The sequence below is a fragment of the Leifsonia sp. PARNA 1/14 genome (assembly GCF_055720965.1).
Map to the genome: position 1 here is coordinate 39,992 of NZ_JBVQSP010000008.1, position 23,663 is coordinate 63,654.

23 protein-coding genes and 1 riboswitch are annotated in these 23,663 nt (G+C 70.8%); of the genes, 20 read left to right on the plus strand and 3 right to left on the minus strand.

Going from position 1 to position 23,663, the window contains the following annotated elements; genetic code table 11:
* Position 1 precedes the first annotated feature (1 nt).
* The 12 genes from mnmA to AC0HS0_RS18430 all read left to right on the plus strand — a co-directional run bounded on the left by mnmA (position 2) and on the right by AC0HS0_RS18430 (position 14,812).
* Positions 2–1,102, plus strand: a complete 1,101-nt coding sequence (gene mnmA, locus AC0HS0_RS18375; RefSeq protein WP_472965590.1) for a tRNA 2-thiouridine(34) synthase MnmA — start codon at positions 2–4, stop codon at positions 1,100–1,102.
* Between the two features lie 257 nt (positions 1,103–1,359).
* Positions 1,360–3,693 (plus strand): NAD-dependent DNA ligase LigA, encoded by a 2,334-nt coding sequence (gene ligA, locus AC0HS0_RS18380; protein WP_472965689.1) that lies wholly within the window; start codon positions 1,360–1,362, stop codon positions 3,691–3,693.
* Positions 3,694–3,916: 223 nt separating this feature from the next.
* Complete coding sequence (locus AC0HS0_RS18385; protein ID WP_472965591.1) at positions 3,917–5,233, plus strand: alpha/beta hydrolase; 1,317 nt, start codon at positions 3,917–3,919, stop codon at positions 5,231–5,233.
* Between the two features lie 34 nt (positions 5,234–5,267).
* Positions 5,268–7,031: an alkaline phosphatase family protein gene (locus AC0HS0_RS18390; RefSeq protein WP_472965592.1), complete on the plus strand. Its 1,764-nt coding sequence runs from the start codon at positions 5,268–5,270 to the stop codon at positions 7,029–7,031.
* A gap of 44 nt (positions 7,032–7,075) precedes the next feature.
* A complete protein-coding gene (gene gatC / locus AC0HS0_RS18395; protein WP_472965593.1) occupies positions 7,076–7,372 on the plus strand; it encodes an Asp-tRNA(Asn)/Glu-tRNA(Gln) amidotransferase subunit GatC in 297 nt (98 codons plus the stop codon).
* Positions 7,373–7,388: 16 nt separating this feature from the next.
* A complete protein-coding gene (gene gatA, locus AC0HS0_RS18400; RefSeq protein ID WP_472965594.1) occupies positions 7,389–8,936 on the plus strand; it encodes an Asp-tRNA(Asn)/Glu-tRNA(Gln) amidotransferase subunit GatA in 1,548 nt (515 codons plus the stop codon).
* On the plus strand, positions 8,936–10,435 hold the full coding sequence (gene gatB, locus AC0HS0_RS18405; RefSeq protein ID WP_472965595.1) for an Asp-tRNA(Asn)/Glu-tRNA(Gln) amidotransferase subunit GatB: 1,500 nt from the start codon (positions 8,936–8,938) through the stop codon (positions 10,433–10,435). Before gatA ends, gatB begins: the two co-directional genes overlap by 1 nt.
* Positions 10,432–10,971, plus strand: coding sequence for a GNAT family N-acetyltransferase (locus AC0HS0_RS18410; protein WP_472965596.1), 540 nt, complete (start codon positions 10,432–10,434; stop codon positions 10,969–10,971). The genes gatB and AC0HS0_RS18410 overlap by 4 nt, the downstream gene beginning before the upstream one ends.
* Before the next feature lie 4 nt (positions 10,972–10,975).
* A complete protein-coding gene (locus tag AC0HS0_RS18415; RefSeq protein WP_472965597.1) occupies positions 10,976–11,536 on the plus strand; it encodes a YbaK/EbsC family protein in 561 nt (186 codons plus the stop codon).
* Positions 11,533–12,462 carry an oxygenase MpaB family protein gene (locus AC0HS0_RS18420; RefSeq protein ID WP_472965598.1) on the plus strand — a complete coding sequence of 310 codons (930 nt, stop codon included), beginning with the start codon at positions 11,533–11,535 and terminating at the stop codon, positions 12,460–12,462. The genes AC0HS0_RS18415 and AC0HS0_RS18420 overlap by 4 nt, the downstream gene beginning before the upstream one ends.
* 104 nt (positions 12,463–12,566) lie before the next feature.
* A complete protein-coding gene (locus tag AC0HS0_RS18425) occupies positions 12,567–14,324 on the plus strand; it encodes an APC family permease (protein WP_472965599.1) in 1,758 nt (585 codons plus the stop codon).
* The gene (locus AC0HS0_RS18430; protein ID WP_472965600.1) at positions 14,321–14,812 is read left to right on the plus strand and encodes a PaaI family thioesterase; all 492 of its coding nucleotides are present in this window, start codon (positions 14,321–14,323) and stop codon (positions 14,810–14,812) included. Before AC0HS0_RS18425 ends, AC0HS0_RS18430 begins: the two co-directional genes overlap by 4 nt.
* A gap of 42 nt (positions 14,813–14,854) precedes the next feature.
* Here the strand turns inward: AC0HS0_RS18430 and AC0HS0_RS18435 are convergent, their stop codons facing one another.
* Together AC0HS0_RS18435 and AC0HS0_RS18440 are read right to left on the minus strand one after the other, a co-directional pair.
* Positions 14,855–16,555 (minus strand): long-chain-fatty-acid--CoA ligase, encoded by a 1,701-nt coding sequence (locus tag AC0HS0_RS18435; protein ID WP_472965601.1) that lies wholly within the window; start codon positions 16,553–16,555, stop codon positions 14,855–14,857.
* A 28-nt stretch (positions 16,556–16,583) separates the two neighbouring features.
* Positions 16,584–17,249, minus strand: coding sequence for an SDR family oxidoreductase (locus tag AC0HS0_RS18440; RefSeq protein WP_472965602.1), 666 nt, complete (start codon positions 17,247–17,249; stop codon positions 16,584–16,586).
* Positions 17,250–17,335: 86 nt separating this feature from the next.
* Between AC0HS0_RS18440 and AC0HS0_RS18445 the strand changes: the two genes are divergently transcribed.
* The 6 genes from AC0HS0_RS18445 (at position 17,336) to AC0HS0_RS18470 (ending at position 21,425) form a co-directional block, all read left to right on the plus strand.
* Positions 17,336–17,659, plus strand: a complete 324-nt coding sequence (locus AC0HS0_RS18445) for a DUF6412 domain-containing protein (RefSeq protein WP_472965603.1) — start codon at positions 17,336–17,338, stop codon at positions 17,657–17,659.
* 85 nt (positions 17,660–17,744) lie between these two features.
* Complete coding sequence (locus tag AC0HS0_RS18450; protein WP_472965604.1) at positions 17,745–18,506, plus strand: YidC/Oxa1 family membrane protein insertase; 762 nt, start codon at positions 17,745–17,747, stop codon at positions 18,504–18,506.
* 36 nt (positions 18,507–18,542) lie between these two features.
* Positions 18,543–18,857 carry a hypothetical protein gene (locus AC0HS0_RS18455; protein WP_472965605.1) on the plus strand — a complete coding sequence of 105 codons (315 nt, stop codon included), beginning with the start codon at positions 18,543–18,545 and terminating at the stop codon, positions 18,855–18,857.
* A gap of 10 nt (positions 18,858–18,867) precedes the next feature.
* Positions 18,868–19,404, plus strand: a complete 537-nt coding sequence (locus tag AC0HS0_RS18460) for a DUF1697 domain-containing protein (RefSeq protein WP_472965606.1) — start codon at positions 18,868–18,870, stop codon at positions 19,402–19,404.
* Positions 19,405–19,458: 54 nt separating this feature from the next.
* Positions 19,459–20,088 (plus strand): hypothetical protein, encoded by a 630-nt coding sequence (locus AC0HS0_RS18465; RefSeq protein WP_472965607.1) that lies wholly within the window; start codon positions 19,459–19,461, stop codon positions 20,086–20,088.
* Positions 20,089–20,150: 62 nt separating this feature from the next.
* Positions 20,151–21,425: a DNA polymerase IV gene (locus AC0HS0_RS18470; protein WP_472965608.1), complete on the plus strand. Its 1,275-nt coding sequence runs from the start codon at positions 20,151–20,153 to the stop codon at positions 21,423–21,425.
* Between the two features lie 36 nt (positions 21,426–21,461).
* Here AC0HS0_RS18470 and AC0HS0_RS18475 read toward each other — a convergent pair whose 3' ends face one another.
* Entirely contained in the window at positions 21,462–22,379 is a 918-nt protein-coding gene (locus tag AC0HS0_RS18475; protein WP_472965609.1) for an endonuclease/exonuclease/phosphatase family protein, read from the minus strand.
* 104 nt (positions 22,380–22,483) lie between these two features.
* Between AC0HS0_RS18475 and AC0HS0_RS18480 the strand changes: the two genes are divergently transcribed.
* Both AC0HS0_RS18480 and AC0HS0_RS18485 read left to right on the plus strand, forming a co-directional pair.
* Entirely contained in the window at positions 22,484–22,813 is a 330-nt protein-coding gene (locus AC0HS0_RS18480; protein WP_472965610.1) for a GerW family sporulation protein, read from the plus strand.
* Positions 22,814–22,879: 66 nt separating this feature from the next.
* A riboswitch (TPP riboswitch) is annotated at positions 22,880–22,990 on the plus strand.
* A gap of 34 nt (positions 22,991–23,024) precedes the next feature.
* On the plus strand, positions 23,025–23,645 hold the full coding sequence (locus tag AC0HS0_RS18485; RefSeq protein WP_472965611.1) for an ECF transporter S component: 621 nt from the start codon (positions 23,025–23,027) through the stop codon (positions 23,643–23,645).
* The last annotated feature ends 18 nt before the right edge of the window (positions 23,646–23,663 follow it).

Here is a 23,663-nt window from a genome sequence, read left to right on the forward strand (position 1 = left end):
GGTGCGAGTTCTGGCAGCGATGAGCGGTGGCGTCGATTCCGCCGTGGCGGCGGCGCGCGCCGTCGAGGCGGGGCATGACGTCGTGGGCGTACACCTGGCCCTCAGCAGGATGCCGGGCACCCTGCGCACGGGCAGCCGCGGCTGCTGCACGATCGAGGACTCGATGGACGCGCAGCGCGCCGCGAACATCATCGGTATCCCGTACTACGTGTGGGACTTCTCGGAGCGGTTCAAGCTCGACGTCGTCGACGACTTCATCGCCGAGTACTCGGCCGGCCGCACGCCCAACCCGTGCATGCGCTGCAACGAGCGCATCAAGTTCGCCGCGCTGCTCGAGAAGGCGCTCGACCTCGGCTTCGACGCCGTCTGCACGGGGCACTACGCGAGCGTCCTCACGGACGCCGACGGCAATCGGGAGCTGCACCGTGCGAGCGCCTGGGCGAAGGACCAGTCGTACGTGCTCGGCGTGCTCACGAGCGAGCAGCTCGCGCACGCGATGTTCCCGCTGGGCGCCACGCCTTCCAAGGCCGAGGTGCGCGCCGAGGCGGCCGCACGCGGGCTGAGCGTCGCGAACAAGCCGGACTCCCACGACATCTGCTTCATCCCCGACGGCGACACGCGCGGCTGGCTCGCCGAGCACGTCGGCGCGGCGCAGGGCGACATCCTCGACCGCGAGGGCAACCGCCTGGGCTCGCACGAAGGGGCCCACGCCTACACCGTCGGGCAGCGCAAGGGGCTCAACATCGGGTATCCGTCGCCCGATGGCCGGCCGCGATTCGTGCTCGAGGTGCGGCCGAAGGACAACACGGTCGTCGTCGGCCCGAAGGAGGCGCTCGACATCGCCGAGATCGCCGGGTCGCGCTTCACCTGGGCCGGCCTGCCGCCCGCCGACCTCGAGACGCCGTTCGCGTGCGAGGTGCAGATCCGGGCCCACGCCGATCCGGTACCCGCTGTCGCGCAGGTCCGCGACGGCGAGCTGGTGGTGCGGCCGGACGACCCGCTGAACGGCGTGGCCCCCGGCCAGACCGCCGTCGTCTACGTCGGCACCCGCGTCCTCGGCCAGACCACCATCGACCGCACCGTCTCCGCCGTCCCGGCCTGAGCGTCGGCAACTCCGGAGGCCACGGGCGACAGGCCGCCGGGTGTACCGCAACTCCGGAGAACGGGTCGTTTCCGGCCCCCGACCTCCGGAGTTGTGGTGCAGCTGGCCGCGTTTGCAACTCCGGAGATATCCGGGGATCTCGACCCTATGTCCGGAGGAACGATACACGCGGCGGCGTGTCGTGTACGGACTCCGGAGATACGGCGTCGGCTCCCGCCGGTGTCGGAGCCCGTCCCTAGAATTGCTCTGTGAGCGACATCTCTGAGACGGACGGCCGGCCGATCGAGTTCGACGGTCTCGACTTCGACGGGGCGCGGGCCGAAGCGCGGCGCCTCGCCGATCGGATCGACGCCGCCCGGATGGCCTACTACGGCGACGGCGACTCTTCGCTGTCCGACGCCGAGTACGACGCCGACTTCCACCGGCTGGAGGATCTCGAGCGGGTCTTCCCCGAGCTCGCAGGGCAGGACAGCCCCACCCAGCAGGTCGGGGCCGCGGTCGTCTCCGCCGGGTTCCCCGAGCACGAGCACGCCGAGCGGATGCTGAGCCTCGACAACGTCTTCTCGATCGACGAGTTCCGCGATTGGGCCGCCAAGACGGCCGCGGCGGCCGGCCGGCCGGTCCGTTGGCTCACCGAGTTGAAGATCGACGGCCTGGCGATCAGCCTGGCCTATCGCAACGGCGTACTCGAGACCGCGACGACCCGCGGCGATGGCCGGGTCGGCGAGGACATCACCGAGAACGTCGACTGGGTGCCGGCCATCCCGCGGCGGCTCAGCGGCTCCGGCTACCCGGAGTTCTTCGAAGTGCGCGGCGAGGTCTTCCTCCGCAGCGCCGATTTCGAAGCCCTGAACGCGCGCCAGCACGCCCTCCAGGCCGCGTTCACCGAGCAGGAGCGGGTGAAGGGCAAGCCCGAGGAGGCCATCAAGACCCGGTATCCCGAGTTCGCGAACGCGCGCAACACCGCCGCTGGCAGCCTCCGTCAGCGCCGCGAGAAGAAGAGCGCGACCGAGCTGGAGCTCATGCGCGACCGTCTCGGCCGCCTGTCGCTGTACCTGCACGGCATCGGTGCGTGGCGGAACCCCGAGGTCACGGCCCAGTCCGAGATCTATGAACTGCTGGCCGGCTGGGGGCTCCCGGTCTCACCGCATTCGCGCGTGTTCGGCTCGGTCGACGAGGTCGCGGCGTACATCGCCGAGCGCGGCGAGCACCGGCACGAGGTCGAGCACGAGATCGACGGCATCGTCGTGAAGGTCGACGAGCTCGCCCTGCACGACGAGCTCGGGGCCACGAGCCGAGCTCCGCGCTGGGCTATTGCTTACAAGTACCCGCCCGAGGAGGTGTACACCACCCTGCTCGACATCGTCGTGAGCGTGGGCCGCACCGGACGGGCGACGCCCTTCGCCGTGATGGCGCCGGTCACCGTGGCCGGTTCGACCGTTCGCCAGGCGACGCTGCACAACCAGGAGGTCGTCCGCGCGAAGGGCGTGATGATCGGAGACCGCGTCGTGCTCCGCAAGGCCGGCGACGTCATCCCCGAGATCCTCGGAGCCCTCGAGCAGGAGCGCGACGGCACGCAGATCGAGTGGCACATGCCCGAGAACTGCCCGGAGTGCGGCACCCGGCTCGCCCCGGCCAAGGAGGGCGACATCGACCTCCGCTGCCCGAACGCCGAGTTCTGCCCGGCACAGGTGCGCGGCCGTGTGGAGCACATCGGCTCCCGCGGCGCCCTCGATGTCGAGGCGTTGGGGGAGGTGGCCGCAGCGGCCCTCACGCAGCCGCGCTTCCCCTCGACAGCTCCGCTGCCGACCGAGGCCGGCCTCTTCGGCCTCACCCTGAGCGACCTCTTCCCGATCGAGGTCGTCGTCCGCGACTCCGAGACCGGTCTGCCCAAGCTCACGGAGTCGGGCGACGAGAAGGTGGTCGCACCGTTCCGTCGCCGTCGGCAGAAGGCGGACGGCGCCTTCGAGCCCGAAGCGGCCGAGTTCGGCGGCGACGAGCTCTTCGTGCCCTCCAAGAACGCCCTCGACCTGGTCGCGAACCTCGCCACGGCACGGACCAAACCACTCTGGCGCATCCTCGTCTCGCTGAACATCCGCCACGTCGGGCCGGTGGCGGCGCGAGCGCTGGCCGATCACTTCGGCTCGCTCGATGCGATCCGTTCCGCCACCCGCGACGAACTCGCCGCGGTCGACGGCGTGGGCGGGATCATCGCGGATGCCGTGCTCGCGTGGTTCGAGGTGGACTGGCACCGCGAGATCGTCGAGCGCTGGGCCGCTGACGGCGTGCAGTTCGCCACCCCCGGCCATGCCGGGCCCGGCGCGCAGGCGGAGGCAGGCGGCGTGCTCGCCGGGCTCACCGTCGTCGCCACCGGCTCGCTGGACGGCTTCACCCGCGAGGGGGCGCAGGAGGCGATCATCGCTGCCGGAGGCAAAGCCGCGTCGAGCGTGTCCAAGAAGACCGACTTCGTGGCGGCGGGTCCCGGTGCCGGATCGAAGCTGGCCAAGGCCGAGGAACTGGGCGTGCGCATCCTCGATGCGGCGCAGTTCGCGATCCTTGTCGAGAAGGGACCAGCAGCGCTGGACGAGTAGTCCGCCGGTTTGTGGACAGACGACAAGTTATCCCCCTGAATCGGGGGTAGAACGACCATCCGTCCACCGCTCTGGTGCCGGTAGAGTCGAGGTGTGCGCTCGCCCGGTGCACACAAGGGCTTAGCTCGCTCGCTCTCGGAGGGACCCGGACGGAGTGCTGGTCGGCTTTGCAGCAGCTTCCATCGTCACCTCGGTCGTCACAGGACTGACCGGGGTCGTCGTCATGCCCGCTGAGAGCGCTCACGCGGCCGTCGCGCCCGTCGCAGCAGTCTCCACGATCGAGCAGAGTTCCCTCGGCCGCAGCATCGGCCCCGCGTCGATCGGGGACGCGCCCACGAGTTCCGGGCCGGCCGAGGCCGTCGCCCCGGGCCATAGCGCGGCGACCGTCTTGAGCTCGATCCAGGCCGTCGACCCGGCTGCGTTGCCCGGTTTCCTCAGCGCGCACGCCTCCGACCTCGACCGGCTGCTCGTCGACCCGCCCGCGGCCTCCGATGTCAGCCAGCTCTGGAAGCTGCTCGACCCGGGCCGCCAGGCGGAACTCGTGAAGGTCGCCCCGCACGTGGTCGGAAATCTCGAGGGCGTGCCGTACGACATCCGCGGCAAGGCCAACCGCCTCGACCTCGAGCGGACGATCAGCTCCGCTCAGACGAAGCTGCGCACCGAGCGCGGGAAAGCTGCGCGCGTCGCGCTCAAGCGCCAGCTCACGACGCTCGGCAACGTCAAGACGGCGCTGGCGAAGAAGGACGGCGTGACCCGCACGCTGGTCGCTCTCGATCCGTCGGACGACGCCAAGGCCTCGATCGTCGTCGGCGACCTCCGCACGGCGACCTACGTGAGCGTGCTCGTCCCTGGAATGTACATGGCGGTGGGCGAGCAGATCGAGGCGTGGTCGCAGGTCGCGCAGAACCTCTACGACCAGCAGACCGGCTTCCTCAAGCGGCTCGGCGGCGCGGGCACCACGAAGCGCACACCCGGCGTGGCGGTCGTCGCCTGGATCGGCTATCAGACCCCCGTCCTGACGAACATCGGCGGCCTCGACCTGGCCCGGCAGGGCGCGGACAGCCTGGAGCGGACGCTCATGGGCATCCAGTCGCTGCGGGTGTCCCACCCTCCGTACCTGAGTGTCCTCGCGCACTCGTACGGGTCGACGGCGGCGCTGCTCGCGCTGGAGCGCGGCACGGTCACCGTCGACGCGCTGGCGTTGATGGGGTCGCCGGGATCGGACGCGCAGTCGGTGAAGCAGCTGGGCGTGCGCGGCGACAACGTGTTCGTCGGCGAGGCGCCCTTGGATCCCATCGTGAACAGCGCGTTCTTCGGCAGTGATCCGGGATCGCCGACGTACGGGGCGAAGCCGATGGGGGTCGGCGGCGCCGTGGATCCGATCACGCACCGTGCGCTCACCGGGTCCAGCGGGCACAACGAGTACTTCACGGCAGGCACGGAATGCATGCGCAATCTCGCGCTGATCGGCATCGACCGGGGTGACTTGGTCCTCGGCGGGCGCGGGACGGCGGCGACGCAGCCGGCATCCACCCACTGAGCCCCGGTTACGACCCGCGCGCATAATGGGACCGATGGATCCGGACGAGAACGAACAGCGCGACCCCGAAGTCACCCGTCGTCCTCCCGCGTCCTCGCGCCGCGCCTTCCTGAAGGGGGCGGGGCTGGTGGCCGCCGGAGCAGTCGCCGGGGGAGCGGCCGGAGGCGCGATCGGCGCGGCCACCGCTTCGCAGCAGTCGGGAGCCCCCGGCACGCACGACGAGCAGGGCGAGGAGTACCCGACGCTGCCGCCGCCGTCGAAGCCGGGGTTCGACCACCTGGTCGTGCTGATGTATGAGAACCGATCCTTCGACAACCTCCTCGGCTACCTGTACGACGAGAAGACCCTCCCGGAGGGCGCCCGCTTCGAGGGGCTGGCCTTCGGCGACTACAGCAACCCTGATCCCGCGGGCGGCGAGATCCCCGTGCACCCGTACGACGGGTCGACAGACTTCATCATGCGCCAGCCGTCCCCCGACCCGGGGGAGGTCTATCCGCACGTCAACACGCAGCTGTTCGGCGTCGTCGACCCGCCCTCCAACGAGGACGCCCGGGTGCGCGAGATGCAGCCGCCCTACAACGCGCCGCCGGCCGGGATGAAGCCGACGATGAAGGGCTTCGTGCGCGACTACATCGGCGTGCTGCGCAAGGACACCGGCGCCGAGCCGGGCCCGGACGACTACCGGCGCATCATGGGATCCTTCACCCCGGAGATGCTCCCGGTGTTCTCGACGCTCGCCCGGCAGTTCGCGGTCTACGACGACTGGCACTGCGCCGTGCCGAGCCAGACCTTCTGCAACCGCTCGTTCTTCCACGCTTCGACGTCGCACGGCTACGTGGACAACGCGGGCGCCGGAGGCCTGCGCAAGTGGTTCGATCCCTCCCACGACGCGCCGACGATCTTCAACCGACTGCAGGAGGCCGGGCGCAGCTGGCGCGTGTACTTCGACGACCGGCAGCTCATCTCGCTGACCGGGTTCATCCACGCGCCGGTGCTGGAGGCGTACTGGAAGACGCATTTCCGGACCATGACCGACTTCTACGCCGACGTCGCGGAGGGCACACTCCCGGACTACGCATTCATCGAGCCGCGCCTGCTCTACGACCACAACGACATGCACCCGCCTGGCGGCCCTGAGACCTCGGAGGACGTCGACGGCACGCTGATCGCCGGCGGCGGAATCTCCGACGTTCGGGCAGGTGAGCTGCTGCTGCATCAGGTGTACTCGGCGATCCGCGGCGCCCGCAGCGCGAAGGGCTCGAACGCGCTCAACACCATGCTCCTGGTGACGTTCGACGAGCACGGCGGCACCTACGACCACGTCGCGCCCGGCCCGGCGGCACCGCCGGACGGCGGCGGACCGGGCGAGAACGGCTTCACGTTCGACCGGCTCGGTGTTCGGGTCCCTGCGATCGCGATCTCCGCCTACACCGCTCGCGGCACGATCATCCACGACGAGATGACGCACGCCGCCGTGATCGCGACGCTGTGCCGCGACTTCGGGATGCCGCACCTCACCGAACGCGATCGCGGCGCCCGCACGATCCACAACGCGGTGAACCGCACGACCCCACGTCAGCCGGGGACCTGGCCGGACACCCATCCGCAGTACCTGCCGCCGAACCCCGAGGCGGCCTCGCCGGCAGCCGGAGACGCCGACCGCCCGCTGAGTCCTCCCGGCGTCGGGCTCGTCGGCCTGCTGACCGCGCGGTACGGCGCTCCCGGCGAGCCGGTGCCGCGCACGTACAAGGAGGCGTACGACGCCGTCGACCGCCTGGGGCGCGGTCTGTTCGGCTGACCATAGAATTGGTTCCGTCCACCCAGAAACCAGCACGGAGACGCATGTCCGAAATCAGCGCAGAACAGGTCGCTCACCTGGCGAACCTCGCCAGGATCGACCTCAGCCCGGAAGAGATCGAGAGCCTCACCAGCGAGCTCGGTCAGATCGTCGAGGCGGTCGCGAAGGTGCAGGAGGTCGCCGGCCCCGACGTCCCCGCCACGAGCCACCCGCTTCCGCTCACCAATGTGTTCCGCGCCGACGAGGTGCGGCCGTCGCTGACCGTGGAGCAGGCGCTCTCCGGTGCTCCCGAGCGCGAGGGCGACCGCTTCAAGGTCGCCACCATCCTGGACGAAGACTGAGCCGAGGAGCGACCGAATGACCGACCTGACCAGGCTGTCCGCCTCTGCCCTCGCCGACCTCCTCACCGCGGGCGACGTCACCTCCGTGGAGGCCACCCGCGCCCATCTCGACCGCATCGAGTCGGTGGACGCCGACGTGCACGCGTTCCTGCACGTGGCCGGCGAGAACGCGATCCGCACCGCCGCCGAGATCGACGGCCGCCGGGCCGCGGGCGACCCGCTCGGCGCGCTCGCGGGCGTGCCCGTCGCGATCAAGGACGTGCTCGCCACCCACGACATGCCGTCGACCTCCGGCTCGCGCATCCTCGAGGGCTGGATCCCGCCGTACGACGCCACCGTGGTGCGCAAGCTGCGCGAGGCCGACCTCGTGCCGCTGGGCAAGACCAACATGGACGAGTTCGCCATGGGCTCCTCCACCGAGCACTCGGCCTACGGGCCGACCCGCAATCCGTGGGACCTCGAGCGGATCCCTGGAGGCTCCGGCGGTGGTTCGGCCGCGGCGGTGTCCGCGTTCGAGGCGCCGTTCGCGCTCGGCTCCGACACCGGAGGTTCGATCCGTCAGCCGGCCGCCGTCACCGGTTCGGTCGGCGTCAAGCCGACCTACGGAGGCGTCAGCCGCTACGGCGCGATCGCGCTGGCGAGCTCGCTCGACCAGGTCGGCCCCGTGTCCCGCACCGTGCTCGACGCCGCGCTGCTGCACGACGTCATCGCGGGCCACGACCCGCTCGACTCGACGTCGCTGACCGACTCGTGGCCGTCGATGGCCGACGCGGCCCGCGCCGGCCTCCGTGACGACGCGCTGCGCGGCGTGCGCGTCGGCGTCGTGCGCGAGCTGAACGGCGCAGGCTTCCAGGCCGGTGTCAAGCAGCGTTTCGACGAGACGCTGGCGCTCCTCCAGGCCGCAGGCGCCGAGGTCGTGGAGGTCGGGGCCCCGAGCTTCGAGTACGCCGTCGCGGCCTACTACCTGATCCTCCCGGCCGAGGCCTCCAGCAACCTGGCGCGCTTCGATTCGGTGCGGTTCGGCCTGCGGGTGAACCCCGAGGACGGCCCGGTGACGGTCGAGCGCGTGATGGCCGCGACCCGCGACGCCGGGTTCGGCACCGAGGTCAAGCGCCGCATCATCCTCGGCACCTACGCGCTGAGCGCGGGATATTACGACGCCTACTACGGCTCGGCGCAGAAGGTGCGTACGCTCATCCAGCGCGACTTCTCCGCCGCTTTCGAGAAGGTGGACGTGCTGGTCAGCCCGAGCGCCCCGACGACGGCGTTCAAGTTCGGCGAGAAGCTGGCCGACCCGATGGCGATGTACCTCAACGACATCACCACGATCCCGGCGAACCTGGCCGGCGTGCCCGGCATGGGCCTGCCGATCGGGCTGGCTGCGGAGGATGGCCTCCCCGTCGGCATGCAGCTGATGGCCCCGGCCCGCGCGGACGCGCGGCTGTACACGATCGGCGCAGCGCTCGAGCGACTGCTGGAGCAGCAGTGGGGCGGCCCGCTGCTGAGCCAGGCGCCCGACCTGAGCGCCACCGAGATGTTCGCGAGCGAAGAGGGAGCGGTCTGATGGCCACGGCCGAGTTGATGGACTACGACAAGGCTCTCGAGCTGTTCGAGCCGGTGCTCGGGTTCGAGGTGCACGTCGAGCTGAACACCGCGACCAAGATGTTCTGCGGCTGCGCGAACGAGTTCGGCTCGGGCGCCAACACGAACACCTGCCCCACCTGCCTCGGTCTGCCCGGCGGCCTCCCGCAGGTCAACGAGAAGGCGATCGAGTCGAGTATCCGGCTCGGGCTCGCGCTCGGCTGCGACATCGCGGAGTCGAGCCGGTTCGCTCGCAAGAACTACTTCTATCCCGACCTCGCGAAGAATTTCCAGACCTCCCAGTACGACGAGCCGATCGCCCACGACGGCGCGGTCACCATCGAGCTCGAGAACGGGCGCGAGCTGCACATCGAGATCGAGCGCGCGCACATGGAGGAGGACGCAGGCAAGCTCACCCACATCGGCGGCGCCACCGGACGTATCCAGGGCGCCGACTACTCGCTGGTCGACTTCAACCGCGGCGGCGTGCCGCTCGTCGAGATCGTCACCAAGATGATCGAGGGCGCAGAGGGTGATGCTCCAGAGGTCGGCCGCACCTACGTGCGCGCCATCCGCGACCTGGTGAAGGCCCTCGGCGTCTCGAACGCGCGCATGGAGGAGGGCAACGTGCGTTGCGACGCGAACGTCTCGCTCCGCCGTCGCGGCTCGTCCGAGCTGGGCACGCGCACCGAGACGAAGAACGTCAACTCGCTTCGCTCGATCGAGCGCGCCGTGCGCTACGAGATCCAGCGGCAGGCGGCGATCCTCGACGCGGGCGGCACGATCGTGCAGGAGACCCGGCACTGGCACGAGGACACCGGTTCGACCTCCGCGGGCCGTCCGAAGTCCGACGCCGACGACTACCGCTACTTCCCGGAGCCCGACCTCGTGCCTGTCGCTCCGAGTCGCGAGTGGGTGGAGGAGCTGCGCGGCACACTTCCGGAGGCCCCGGCCGCGCGTCGCAAGCGTCTCACCGCCGAGTGGGGCTTCACCGCGCTGGAGTTCCAGGACGTCGACAACGCCGAGCTGCTCGACGAGCTGGAGGCGACCATCGCCGCGGGTGCGACCCCGGCGGCCGCGCGCAAGTGGTGGACCGGCGAGATCGCCCGTCTCGCCAACGCGCAGGGCGTACCGGCCGGCACGCTCGTGAGCCCGCAGCACGTCGCCGAGCTCGCCGCCCTGGTCGACGGCGGCACGCTCACCGACCGCCTGGCCCGCCAGGTGCTGGAGGGCGTCGTCGCCGGCGAGGGCGCGCCGCAAGAGGTCGTGGACGCCCGCGGGCTCGCGGTCGTCTCCGACGACGGCGCGCTGATCGCCGCCATCGACGAGGCGCTGGCCGCCCAGCCGGACGTGCTGGAGAAGATCCGCGACGGCAAGGTCCAGGCCGCCGGAGCCGTGATCGGCGCGGTGATGAAGGCCATGAAGGGCCAGGCCGACGCCGCGCGGGTGCGCGAGCTGGTGCTGGAGCGCGCCTCGCAGTGACGATCACGATCGAACGGGTCACAGGTGCGAGCGCTGCCGCTGCGGCGGCGCTCGCGCCCGTCCTGATCGACACGGTCGACTCGGGAGCGAGCGTCGGCTGGATCGAGCCGCCGACGCCGGAGGAGGCGACGCTCTGGTGGTCGTCGCTCTTCGCCGACCCCGACGCCGAGACCTGGGTCGCCCGCGACGACGACCAGGTGCTCGGCACGATCACGCTCGTGCGCGCGGCCAAGCGCAACGGCCCGCATCGCGCCGAGGTGATCAAGCTCATGGTGCATCGGGAGGCGCGGGGCCGCGGCCTCGCCCGCGCCCTGATGGCGGCTGTCGAGGAATACGCGGCAACGCACGGGCTGACCCTGCTCGTGCTCGACACCGAGACCGGCAGCCTCGCCGAGTCGCTGTACACGCGCTGGGGCTGGCAGACGGTCGGTGGCATCCCGCACTACGCGGTCAGCCCCTCCGGCGCACTCGGCGGGACGACGATCATGTACAAGCTGCTTCCGGCTCGAAGCGGGGCAACGCCCGCGCTAGCGTAGGCGCATGGGCGTCTTCACTCTCGGCGGGCTGACCACGGCTCCCGCCTCCTCCCGCACCGATCTGCTGGCTCCGGCCACGCTGGCGACGCTGACGGCCCTCGGCTGGCTGGACGACGTGGGCGTCGTCGAGATCGATCCCGACGTGTCCGACACGGCCGCGACTCAGGAGCGGTTCGGCCTGACGGCGGACACACTCGCCAACTGCGTCGTCGTCGGCGGCAAGCGCGAGGGCGTCGAGCGGATCGCCGCGTGCGTCGTGCTCGCGACCACGCGCGCCGACGTGAACAACACGGTGAAGCGCCTGCTCGACGTCCGCAAGGCCTCCTTCCTGCCGATGGAGCGCGCCGTGGAGCTGACGGGTATGGAGTACGGCGGCATCACCCCGATCGGGCTCCCGCCGGAGTGGCCGCTGCTCGTCGACTCCCGTGTGGTCGCCGACGGCGTCGTCGTGATCATCGGCTCAGGGGTACGCCGGTCGAAGATCCTGCTGCCCGGGAGGCTGCTCGCCGACCTCCCGTCGGCGCAGGTGATCGACGGGCTCGGCCAGGGGTTGTCGCCGAGATGACCGGAGCCGCCGTCGATCGCCTCCTCGGCCCGGTGCGATCGCACCTGATCGAGACGCTGTCGGGGCGCTCCGATCGGATCCCGGCGTGGATCCTGCGGCTCGAGGACGGCGAGGACGAGGGATTTTTCCCGGCGGGAGGAGCCGCGTGGACGGTACACGGGGGGATGCCGACCCTGGTCGCCGGCGTGCGCGCTCTGCTGCTGCAGGCCCTGCATCCCGGGGCACTCGCCGGCGTGCGAGAGCACTCCCGCTACCGGGAGGATCCGCTCGGCCGGCTGGCGGGCACGATCCAGTGGATCCACACCGTCACGTTCGGCAGCCGGGCGCAGGCGATCGCCGGGTCGGACATGGTGCGGTCGCTGCACGAGCGCGTGCGTGGGAGCTACGTGGACGGCCATCGTGTCACCCGCGCCTACAGCGCGAACGATCCCGAACTCGCCTCCTGGGTGCACCTGGCGTTCACCGATGCCTTCCTCACCGCCCACGAGCGCTGGGGATCGCCGATCCCGGGCGGAGCTGACGGGTACGTGGCAGAGTGGGCGACCGCCGCGGAGCTCATGGGCGTCGACGATCCGCCGCGTTCGGCGACCGAACTGCGCGCGCGCATCGACGCGGTGACCGACGCGGGGGAGCTGCGGGGCGGGCCGGAGGTCGAGGAGATCGTGCGTTTCATCCGGCGCGCGCCGCTGCGGCGCACGCTGCGGCCGTCGTACCGGGTACTGTTCCGTGCCGCCGTGTCCACGCTCGAACCGCGGCACCGTGCTCTGCTCGGTCTGCCGACCGTCGACCGGCTCCCTGTGCACGGTGCGACCACTCTCGTGCTCGGCGGTGCGCAGGTGCTGCTGGGGCCGCGGACGCAGGCGGAACTGGCGGCCCGGCGGCGCCTGGCCCGGCTGGCCGACGGCGTGAGCGGCGCGACGGCCTGAGTCCTCTCGCAGGATCGGTGCAGTCCGCAAACGCCGTCGCGGAGCTACGCTGTGCTGCGGTGGCCCGTTCACCGGTGAGCGGACCCGAGTCACCGGAGGTTGTCATGACATCCACCAGCCCGTCCGCCATGGACGAAGCAGGGAACAAAGGCCTGAAAGGCGGTGCGCTCGGCCTGGTGTCGAGCGTCGTCGTCGGAGTGGCCTCCACAGCACCCGCCTACAGTCTGGCGGCGAGCCTCGGCTTCATCGTCGTGGGCGGGACGCTCGCGGCGGGCGTCAAGGCTCCCGGCATCGTGCTGCTGGCGTTCATCCCGATGTATCTGATCGCGGTCGCGTATCAGGAGCTCAACAAGGCCGAGCCGGACTGCGGCACCACCTTCACCTGGGCGGCGCGGGCATTCGGCCCGATCACGGGCTGGCTGGGAGGCTGGGGGATCGTGATCGCCGACGTGATCGTGATGTCGAACCTAGCCCAGATCGCGGGCAGCTACTCCTACACGTTCGTCGGCGGCTTCGGGCTGCCGGGGGTGGCGGCACTGGCGACCAACGACGTCGCGGTGACGATCGCCGGCCTGATCTGGATCGCGCTGATGACCTGGATCTGCTACCGCGGCATCGAGGTGTCGGCTCGCGTCCAGTACGTGCTGCTCGCGTTCGAGGTCGTCATTCTGATCTTCTTCGCGGCGTTCGCGCTCGTGAAGGTCTACACCGGCAACGCCGAGCCGTACTCCCTGATCCCGCAGTGGTCGTGGTTCAACCCGTTCACACTGGACTTCGGTCAGACGATCGCACCGGCGCTGCTGACCGCGATCTTCATCTACTGGGGCTGGGACACCGCGGTGTCCATCAACGAGGAGACCAAGAACCCGGAGAAGACCCCGGGACGCGCCGCAGTGATCAGCACCCTGCTGCTGCTGGCCACTTACGCGCTCGTAACGGTCGCCACCGTGGCCTTCGCCGGTGTCGGCGAGAAGGGCATCGGGCTCGCCAACCCGGCGAACTCGGGCGACGTCTTCTCGGCGATCGGACCGACGCTGTTCGGGAGCGGGCCCGTCGGGGCGATCCTGATGACGTTGCTGGGCTTCTCGATCCTGACGAGCGCATCGGCATCCACCCAGACCACCATCCTGCCGACGGCGCGCACGACGCTGTCGATGGCGGTCTACAAGGCCATCCCGGAGAAGTTCGCCCGCATCCACCCGAGGTTCCTCACGCCCACCTGGTCGACGATCGGCATGGGTATCGTGTCCGCGGCCTTCTACCTGGTGTTCACGGCGATCAGCGTCTCGCTGCTCAACGCGCTGATCGGCTCCATCGGCCTGATGATCGCGTTCTACTACGGGCTCACCGGCTTCGCGTGCGTCTGGTACTACCACCGCACGCTGTTCACCAGCTTCCGGCACGCGATCATGCGCGGGCTCTTCCCGCTGGTCGGCGGCCTGATGCTGCTCGCGGTGTTCATCTACGGCGCCTACAACTTCGCGCAGCCGGACTGGCTGACCGACGACCAGGGCAAGAACGTCACCATCTTCGGCATCGGTGCCGAGGCGGTCGTCGGGATCGGCGGCATCCTCATCGGCGTCGTGCTGATGATCATCTGGCGGTTCATCCGGCCCGACTACTTCAAGGGGCTCACTCTGCCGCGGCAGAGCGACGACATCATCCTGGAACCCATGGCCGTCGGCGACGAACTGCCGTTCGGCACGGCGGCGGCCCGCATCCCGGCGACCGTCATCGCGCCCGACTTCTCGAACCTCCCGGAAGGACAGACCCCGGTCAATGCGGATACGCTCGAGGTCGTCGACGAGCCAGCGGACCTCCCGCCGGCCGATCCCGACCTTCCGCGGAAGGGGAGCGAGTGAGCGAACGCAGCCGAACCGTCCACTGGGAGGATCCGGCGCCGGGCGTCGCCGTCATGCCCACGGTGAGCGGCCTGGACTACCTCCACAAGATGATCGCCGGCGAGCTGCCGCCACCGCCGATCACCAACCTGATGCGAATGACTCTGACGGAGGCCGAACCCGGCCGCGCGGTGTTCGTGTGCGAGCCCGACGAATCGCACTACAACCCGATCGGCACGGTGCACGGAGGGCTGGTGTGCACCTTGCTCGACTCCGCTCTCGGCTGCGCCGTGCAGACGACGCTCGCGGCAGGGCAGGGGTACACGTCGATCGAGATCAAGGTCAACTACCTGCGGCCGGTGTTCGCGAGCAGCGGCCCGCTGACGTGCAGCGCGACGGTGACGAAACCGGGCAACCGCGTCGCGTTCGCCGACGGGGTCGTCACCGACGGGTCGGGCAAGACCGTCGCGACGGCGACCGGGTCGCTGCTGGTGTTTCCCATCGGGTGATCCGGCCAATCGGGTGCTCCGGCCCATCGGTGATCCCACCGATCAGGCCTGCTCCTGCTTCGCCGCCAGCAGCTGGTCGCGCACCTTGCGCCGGATGACCTTGCCGACGATGCTGCGCGGCAGCTCGTCGAGCTGCATCACATGCTTCGGCACCTTGTAGGCGGTCAGGCAGTCGCGGGCGAAGGCGCGGATGGCCTCCTCGTCGAACGACGCCCCGGGTTCCATGACGACGGCGGCGACCACGTCCTCCCCGCCGCGACGGTGTGGGAGTCCGACGACGGCGACGTCGGCGACGCCCTCGAAGCCGCGCACCGCGTCCTCCACCTCGGTCGGTGAGACGTTGAAGCCGCCCGTGACGATCAGCTCCTTGATGCGGTCGACGATGCGCACGAAGCCGTCGGAGTCCATCGTGACGATGTCGCCAGTGCGGAACCAGCCGTCCTTCGTGAGCACCTTCGCGGTCTCGTCGGTGTTGCGCCAGTAGCCCGAGAAGACCTGGGGGCCGCGGGCGAGCAGCTCGCCCTCCTCGCCGAACGGGCGGTCGGTGTCGGGGTCCTCCGGGTCGACGACGCGCAACTCGGTCCCCGGAAGGGGAAGGCCGACAGTGCCGGCCCTCCGGGTCGCGCCGACCGGGTTCGCCATCAGCACCGGCGAGCACTCCGAGAGCCCGTAGCCCTCGACGAGATAGCCGCCGGTCTTCGACTCCCAGAGGTCGACGATCGACTGGGGCAGGCTCATCGCGCCCGAGATCGCGATATCGATGCCCGACAGCGAGACCTTCCGCTTCTCGGCGGCCTCCACGAGCCGTTCGTAGATCGGCGGCACCGCGGGCAGGAACGTCGCCGGGTGCTTCTTCACGACGTCGAGCACCAGGTCAGGGTCGAACTTCGGGAAGAGCACCAGCCGCGAGCCCATGCTCATCGCGAAGGTCAGGCAGAGGGTGAGCCCGTAGGCGTGGAAGAGCGGGAGGACGGCGTAGACGACGGACGTGCCGCGCGCGATGGTCGGCACCCAGGCCCGGGCCTGCGCGGCGTTCACGGCGAGATTCAGGTGGGAGAGCATGACGCCCTTCGGGCGCCCCGTGGTGCCGCTCGTGTACTGGATGAGCGCGAGATCGTCGCGCTCGGGGCGCGGCACGGAGGCCTTCAGCCGGCGGGATGAGGCCAGGGACTCCCACGTGATCGTGCCGGACACTTTCGCCGTGAGCTGCTCGCGGGCCTTGCGCGCGGCGGGGACCGGCAGGCGCAGGGCGAACCGCTTGGTCGCGGGCATCCCGCGGGTGATGTCGACGGAGATGATCGTCGTCACCCCGAGGTCGGCCGGGAGCTCCTGAACGGTGCGGGCCACCTTGTCCCACACGATCGCGACCGTGGCGCCGTGGTCTTCGAACTGATGGCGGAGTTCCCGCGGGGTGTACAGCGGGTTGTGCTCGACCACCACGGCGCCGAGCCGCAGCGCTGCATAGAAGGCCACGACGTGCTGGGGGCAGTTCGGCAGCACCAGCGCCACGCGGTCGCCCTTGCGCACTCCGCGCTTGCGGAGCCCCTCGGCGACGCGGGCGATCTGGTCGCCGAGCTCCGCGTAGGTCGTGGTAGCACCGAAGAACTCCAGCGCAACGTGTTTTCCGTAGGTCGCGACGGACGCGTCGATGAGGTGGGCGAGGGATCCGTCCGGCAGGTCGATGTCGGCGGGCACGTCCGGCGCGTAGCCGGCGACCCAGGGGCGATCGCTGTAGATGCTCACGGAGTCAGATCCTACGGGGCGGGCGACGCTACGGGGCCTGCGTCAACGCGCGCACGGCCTCCGGGATCGGCGTGTCGCCGGAGACGGCCTCCCAGGTGCGGCCGATGGTGGCCGGATCCGCGAGGCAGGCCGCGATGAGCCGCGCGACGTCCTCGCGGGGGATCTCGCCGCGCGGCACGCTCTCGCCGAGCAGCACGTCGCCGGTTCCCTCGTCGAAGGTGAGGCGGCCAGGGCGCAGGATGGTCCAGTCGAGGCCGGAGGACCGCAGCTCGGAGTCGGCGTCGCGCTTGGCCTCCACATAGGCGCGCCACTGCGGATCGGCGTCGGGCTCGACGGGGGAGTCGACACCCCACGCGCTCACCTGGACGAAACGGCGGATGGCGGCGCGCGCGGCGGCCTGCGCCGACTTCACCGAACCGGCGTAGTCGACCGTGCGCTTGCGCTCGACGCCGGAGCCCGCACCGGCGCCCGCGGTGAACACCACCGCGTCGCAGCCGGCGATCGCCTGCGCGATCGCGTCGGGGTCGGCGTGCTCGATGTCGAGCACGACGCCCTCCCCGCCGAGCCGGTAGACGTCTTCGGCGTGCTCGTCTGCGCGGACGAGACCGACGAAGTCGTCCCCGCTGTCGTAGAGCACCCGCATGAGCTGCTGGGCGACTTTTCCGTGGGCTCCGACGATCGCGACTCGAGACATGCCTCCATCTTGCCCCTCTTGCGGGCCGGTCCGCTGACGGCGAACGTTCCGCTGCGCACGGCAGCCGATGCGCTAGCGTCGTCCCCATGACCCCCCTGCTCGAGTTCGTCGCGCGCCTCCTGGCGTCCGCGCCCTCGAGCGCGACTGCGCTCTCCAGCGCATTCGGACACTCGAGCGTGTCGGGCCTGGTGGCCCTCGCCGGTCTCGCCGGAGCCGTCGGGATCGTGGCGGTCGTCGCGGCCGCCGCCGTGCGCTCCGTCGCGGCGCTGGCGGCCTCCCTGCGCGTGCGCGCGGTCTGGTCGAACCCGCTGCAGCCGACTGCGGGATGGCTGCTCGAGAGCCAGGCCGATCCGGACGCCGACGGTCGTCCGCGCCCGCGAGCACCGGGCTTCTCGCTGCCGGTCGCGTAGCAGGGCGCCACTCGCCCCGAGTCACACTCGGCTCCTGCGCGTCCAGACGACGTCATCGTCCGTTCCGACAGCAGGGATCACTTCAATGGACTTCTTCTCGTGGCCGCCGATCGCGGCCGTCCTCGACGCCGCCTACGGCTTCGTCACCGCCCTCTCCGCCTCCGTCGCGCCGGTCGCCGGCTCGGCGTCGGCTCTCGTGGCCATCGTCGTCCTGACGGTGCTCGTGCGTGCCGTCCTCATCCCGGTCGGCGTCAGCCAGGTGCGCGCCGAGTACACCCGGCGACGCCTTGCACCCGCTCTGGCCGACCTCCAGCGCCGGCACGGCTCCGACCGGGAGCTGCTCGCCCGCAAGACCATGGAGCTGTACCAGGCCGAACGCACCTCCCCGTTCGCCGGGATGCTGCCGCTGCTGGCGCAGCTCCCGGTGATCTCGCTCGTCTACGCGATCTTCACGCACGCGACGATCGCGGGACACTCCAACGCGCTCCTGGGCGAGCACGTCTTCGGCGCCCCGCTCGGCACGAGCTTCGTCGGCCTCACCGGGTCCGCCTCGGTGTGGCCGGGGTTCTGGGTGTACGCCGTCGTGCTCGCTCTCATCGCCGCGGTGACGACCGTGTCGCGGCGGGTGCTCGCCCTCCCGCAGCCCGACGGCACCGCTGCCCCGACCGGTGCGCTCCGCGCGCTCTCGTTCCTCCCGTACGTCACGGTCGTGTTCGCCGCGTTCGTGCCGCTCGCGGCAGCCGTGTACATTCTGACCTCGACGGCGTGGACCGTCGTCGAGCGGGCGACGCTGCGCCGCCTGCTCGATCCGGAACGAGGGAGGCCGGCGCCATCGCCGACGCACTGAAACCCGTCGACCCGATCGAGATGGGATGCTTGAGCCATGTGGAAGCGTGACCGGCCCCGAACTCCCCACGACCCCCGGGCTGCCGTGCCCGGGCTCGGCGTGGGCGTGCAGGTCTACGTCGTCGAGCACGAGCCCGCCGGGGCCACCGACTGGCCGGACGAGCCCACCGGCGTGATCATCGCGCCTGGCGACCGCGGGCTGCGCCAGGTGTCGCTGCCTACGGACGGCTTCACCACGTGGGTGGTCGCCTTCAGCGAGCCGCAGCGGCGCCGCGACGGGAGCGGGCCATTCGAGACGGCCGTCATCCCTTCGGCGCTGCTCGTCGCCGCAGACCCGGTCGCCGAAGGCTGAGGGCTGAGCGATGCTGGGCGTCGGGCTGATCCGCGGGATCAATGTGGGGGGCAACGCGCGGGTCGCCAAGGCCGACCTCGCCGCTGCGTTCGCGGCAGCGGGCTACGACGACGTCGTCACCTTGCTGCAGAGCGGCAACGTCGTGTTCCGCTCGGAGGCCGCGCCCACGGCGAAGGACACAGCGACCATCACCGCCGCACTCAAGGAGTCGTCCGGGGTGGAGGCCGGGGTCGTCCTGCTCGAAGAGCGCGTCTTCCGCGAGCTCGCCGCGGCGAATCCTCTCCTGGATGCCTCGGACGACGATTCGCGACTGGTCGTCACCTTCCTCGACCACGACCTCCCTGGCGACCTCGTCGCGCCGACGGACGACGAACTGGCTCCCGAGCAAGTGCGGCTCGGAACGCGCGCGGTCTACCAGTGGAGTCCGCTCGGCGTCTCGAAGTCGACTGTGCCGATGGCGTTCTGGCGTCGCGTCGGGCAGGTCGCAACGGGCCGCAACCAGCGGACCGTGCTTCGGCTGCTGGCGGAGCTCGACCGGCGCGCCTGATGCCGCGGGAAGATCTCCCTGCTGAGTGTCACCACCTGCTCCTACAATGTCGGCATGTTCGTCGAGGGCACCCTTCGATGGCAGGTCACAGAGGACTGTCCCTGGGACCTGCTGATCGCGCTCGCCCTCCGCGACCTGGCCGGCATCGACGGCGCCGGAGCGCACGCGTTGCCCCGGGTGACGCCGGCCGTCGTACCGGTGCTGCAGGGGGGCATCGCGGGAGGCGGCGGCCACGCGGTCACGCCGGCGATGCGGGGCGCACTCACGGCCCAGTGGGACGCCCTCTTCGAGGCGGCGGCCGATCGCGAGCACCGCCCGCTGACCGCGCTGCTGCAGCCTCCGCACTTCGCCGCGCTCGACCGCGCACTGGAGCTGCAGGACTTCGTGCTGGCCCACCACGACGCGGCGGCCCGGTGGGCCCGCGACCGGCACGCCGAATACGCGCGCGCCAGCGTCGAGCAGCACGCCCGTCGCGCGGCGGACATCGTGGACGTCGTGCACGAGCGCGAGCACGACCTCCGGCGCCAGGCAGGCTATTTCCGGTTGGACATCGACGTTCTGCCGCTCGCCGAGAGCGGCGCCTGGATCGTCGGTCCGCACACCGTGGTGATCAGCACGTCGCTGCGCGACGACTCGGCGGCGTTCCGGGCGTGGTTCCGGCCGCTCGTGGCCGCGCTGGTCTGACCGCGCGGTGGCGAGATCGCCTTCGAGAGGCGATTGTCGCCGCCGGGTGGGAGAATCGGCTGATGGGCAAGACGGACGGCAGCGACCGGCGGGTGACGACCGCCGCGGTCGACGACTCCGACGCCACCATCCTGCACGTCGACATGGACGCCTTCTTCGCGTCGGTCGAGCTGCTCGATCGTCCGGACGCGCGCGGCAAACCCGCCATCGTCGGCCACGCGGGAGGCCGCGGTGTCGTCACGAGCGCGACCTACGAGGCACGCCGGTTCGGCGTCCGGAGCGCGATGCCCGTCGCACAGGCGCTGCGGCTCTGCCCGACCGCGATCATCCTGCCGCCGCACTACGAGAAGTACACCGAGTATTCGGCCAAGGTGATGGAGATCTTCCACGAGGTGACTCCGCTGGTGGAGCCGCTCAGCATCGACGAGGCGTTCCTCGATGTCGCCGGCGCCCGGCGCCTGCTCGGGTCGCCGCGCCGGATCGCCGAGCTCATCCGAGCACGCGTGCGCGACGAGACCGGGCTGACCTGCTCGGTCGGGGTCGCCGGAACCAAGTTCATGGCCAAGCTGGCGTCCGGTCACGCGAAGCCGGACGGGCTGCTCGTCGTCCCTCCGGCTGAGACCGTGGCCTACCTCCGGCCGCTGCCGGTCGGCGCGCTGTGGGGCGTCGGCGCGAGCACCCAGGCATCGCTCGAGCGAATGGGCATGCGCACCGTCGCCGATCTCGCGGATGCGCCGTACGCCGTGCTGCAGCGCGCCGTCGGCGACGCGACGGCGCGCCGGCTGCACGACCTGGCGCACGGTCACGATCCGAGGCAGATCGTCACGGTGTCGCGCGAGAAGAGCATCGGGCACGAGAACACTTTCGCGGTCGACGTCGACGACGCCGACACGCTGCGCCGAGAGCTCCTGCGGCTCTCCGGGCGGGTGGGTGAGAGGCTGCGCTCGCACGGCATGGTCGGTCGGACGATCGCACTGAAGATCCGGTACTCCGACTTCCGCACGATCTCGCGCTCGCGCACGCTCACCGAGCCGACGAACGTCGGCCGACGGCTGTTCGAGGAGGCCTGGGACGTCTTCGAGAGCGTGGGCATCGACCTCCGCGCCACCCCGATCCGCCTGATCGGCGTCCGCGCGGAGCAGCTGGCGGACGCCGGAGGCGATGCGCCGGCGCTCTGGGACCCGGACGAGGAGTGGCGGGAGGCCGAGCGCACGCTCGACGCGGTCAGCGCGCGGTTCGGTCGCGGCGCGATCGGGCCGGCCTCCCTGGTGCGCCGATCGCCCGATGCCGAGCAGGCCGAGCGCGACGGCCGCAACCCGCGCTGGCTGAGCGACTGAGGGCCGCGGCGCGGCTGCCATCCGTCAGCGCAGGCGTCAGCGCAGCCCCACCTCGATGCCGCGATGGTCGGAGCCGTTCGAGTCCAGGACAGCGCTCCCGACCGTCGTGAGGCCCCGGACGAACGCGTGGTCGAGGCGTGCGACCGGGAACGCGGCCGGCCAGGTGAAGCCGAGGCCGACCGTGCTGTTGCTAGCCTCCGACAGTTCGTCCTGGAGGGGAGCAAGGGTCCGGTCCGTGCTCGCCGCGTTGAAGTCGCCGACGACCACCAGCCGCTCGGCGTCGTCCGCAGCCACGGCCTGGGTCAGCTGGTCGAGCATGCGGTCCCGGGTGGCGTACTGCAGCGGCCGGACCGATGCGAGGTGCACGACATAGATCCGCGTCGGCGTGCCGGGGGTGTCCACGTCGACGCTGAGCGCGCGGCTCCAGCCCAGCTCGAGGTCGAGCTTCGAGCCGCCCGTCAGCGGGTAGCGACTCCACAGACCGACGGTGCCGACGACGTAGTGGTGCGGGTACGGCGCGTCGAGCACGCCCTCCACGGCGCGGAGGTTGGTGGCGTCCAGCTCCTGCAGTGCGACGACGTCGGGGGAGCCTGCGGCGAGCGATCGGGCGATGTCGGCGGCGCCGGTGTTCTGCGCCCGGATGTTCTCGCTCACGACGGTGAAGCGCGGCGATCCCGCGCTCATCGAGGGAAGCAGGGCCACACCGAACGCCGACCACCAGACCGCCATGGCCGCGGCCACGGCGAGGCCGGCGAAGAGCGAGAACCGCACGAGCGCCGCGACTCCGAGCGCGATGAGCACGACCCCGGCCCAGGGCAGGAAGGTCTCGATCATGGAGGCCGCGCCTCCGACATCGGGGAGCAACCCGTGCCAGAGCAGCAACGCGCCGACGGCCAGCGCCACCAGACCGGTCAGGATCCCGCGGGTTCGGCGGCGGGGACGGGAGCGTGGCACTCGCCCGATTATTCCGGCTCCGCCGGGGAGAACCCGCCGCGAACGCTGTGCGCGGGGTGCGAACCGCCCTGGTCAGGCTGGGAGGCGGCGGGTACGGTGATCCCATGACGAACCTTTCGCTCAAGCTCGCGGAGACCATGAGCTCCTCCGGAATCAAGTCGGTCTACGGCGAGCCGATCGTCGTCGACGGCACGACCATCGTCCCCGTGGCCGCCGTCCAGTTCGGCTTCGGCGCCGGGGAGGGACCCGGCGACGACTCCGCTCCGGGAGGGGCGGGAGGCGGCGGTGCTGCCGTGCCGTTCGGCGCCTATGTGAGCGACGAGACCGGCGTGCGGTTCCGTCCGAACATCATCACGCTGCTCGCCGTCGCCATCCCGTTCGTGTGGGTGGCCGGCCACGCGTGGGCGCGCGTCATCAAAGCGCTCAAGCGCTGATTCCGGCGGCGAACCCGGCTGCTCGCCCTGCGTGTCACACGGCCCGCGCGCCGCAGGGATACACTGGCTCCTGAACACGGGAGTCCGGTGAGCCGGGCTGAGAGGAAGCTTCTCCAAGTTTCGACCGTCGAACCTGATCTGGGTCATGCCAGCGCAGGGAGGCCATCTCATATCCCGTGCCCTCGTTTCGTCAAGAGAAGGGGCACGATCAGTGCACGCAACCATTTCGTCCGTCTCCGCGCCGTCCAGGCGCGTCCTCCGCTGGCGTGTCGTCGACATCGTCGTCGCCAGCGTCGTGGCCGTCGCCTCCGGCGTCGTCTTCTGGGTGTGGGGTCAGGCCTACAACCCGATCTCGGGGCCGGTGACCGCTGTCCTCCCCGGCTTCCAGGGCATCCTGAACGGCCCGTGGCTGTTCGCCGGCGTTCTCACCGCCCTGATCGTCCGCAAACCTGGCGCGGCGCTGTACGGGGAGGTCGTCGCCGCCGTGGTGTCGATGCTGATCGGCACGCAGTGGGGCTTCGCGACCCTGCTGTCAGGTGTCGTGCAGGGCCTCGGTGCCGAGATCGTCTTCGCACTGTTCCTCTACGCGCGCTGGACGCTCGGCACCGCGCTCCTCGCGGGCGCCGGTACCGGAATCGCCGAGTCGATCCTCGACCTCCTCTACTCCTACCCCGGCGCGAAGCCCGAGTTCGCCGTCGTCTACACGATCACGACCGCGATCTCCGGCGCGGTGGTCGCGGGTCTGGGCTCGTGGCTGCTGGTCAGGGCGCTCGCGCGGACCGGCGCGCTCAGCCGGTTCGCGGCGGGCCGCGAGGCGACAGGGCGGGTCTAGGCCGAGACACGGCTTCCG

What these genes read in the sequence shown, in the direction of transcription:
- AC0HS0_RS18385 (WP_472965591.1), top strand. Translation starts at nt 3,917, where the DNA reads ATGCCCGCTGAGAGCGCTCACGCGGCCGTCGCGCCCGTCGCAGCAGTC.
- AC0HS0_RS18390 (WP_472965592.1), top strand. Translation starts at nt 5,268, where the DNA reads ATGGATCCGGACGAGAACGAACAGCGCGACCCCGAAGTCACCCGTCGT.
- gatC (WP_472965593.1), top strand. Translation starts at nt 7,076, where the DNA reads ATGTCCGAAATCAGCGCAGAACAGGTCGCTCACCTGGCGAACCTCGCC.
- gatA (WP_472965594.1), top strand. Translation starts at nt 7,389, where the DNA reads ATGACCGACCTGACCAGGCTGTCCGCCTCTGCCCTCGCCGACCTCCTC.
- gatB (WP_472965595.1), top strand. Translation starts at nt 8,936, where the DNA reads ATGGCCACGGCCGAGTTGATGGACTACGACAAGGCTCTCGAGCTGTTC.
- AC0HS0_RS18415 (WP_472965597.1), top strand. Translation starts at nt 10,976, where the DNA reads ATGGGCGTCTTCACTCTCGGCGGGCTGACCACGGCTCCCGCCTCCTCC.
- AC0HS0_RS18420 (WP_472965598.1), top strand. Translation starts at nt 11,533, where the DNA reads ATGACCGGAGCCGCCGTCGATCGCCTCCTCGGCCCGGTGCGATCGCAC.
- AC0HS0_RS18425 (WP_472965599.1), top strand. Translation starts at nt 12,567, where the DNA reads ATGACATCCACCAGCCCGTCCGCCATGGACGAAGCAGGGAACAAAGGC.
- AC0HS0_RS18440 (WP_472965602.1), bottom strand. Translation starts at nt 17,249, where the DNA reads ATGTCTCGAGTCGCGATCGTCGGAGCCCACGGAAAAGTCGCCCAGCAG.
- AC0HS0_RS18445 (WP_472965603.1), top strand. Translation starts at nt 17,336, where the DNA reads ATGACCCCCCTGCTCGAGTTCGTCGCGCGCCTCCTGGCGTCCGCGCCC.
- AC0HS0_RS18450 (WP_472965604.1), top strand. Translation starts at nt 17,745, where the DNA reads ATGGACTTCTTCTCGTGGCCGCCGATCGCGGCCGTCCTCGACGCCGCC.
- AC0HS0_RS18455 (WP_472965605.1), top strand. Translation starts at nt 18,543, where the DNA reads ATGTGGAAGCGTGACCGGCCCCGAACTCCCCACGACCCCCGGGCTGCC.
- AC0HS0_RS18460 (WP_472965606.1), top strand. Translation starts at nt 18,868, where the DNA reads ATGCTGGGCGTCGGGCTGATCCGCGGGATCAATGTGGGGGGCAACGCG.
- AC0HS0_RS18465 (WP_472965607.1), top strand. Translation starts at nt 19,459, where the DNA reads ATGTTCGTCGAGGGCACCCTTCGATGGCAGGTCACAGAGGACTGTCCC.
- AC0HS0_RS18470 (WP_472965608.1), top strand. Translation starts at nt 20,151, where the DNA reads ATGGGCAAGACGGACGGCAGCGACCGGCGGGTGACGACCGCCGCGGTC.
- AC0HS0_RS18480 (WP_472965610.1), top strand. Translation starts at nt 22,484, where the DNA reads ATGACGAACCTTTCGCTCAAGCTCGCGGAGACCATGAGCTCCTCCGGA.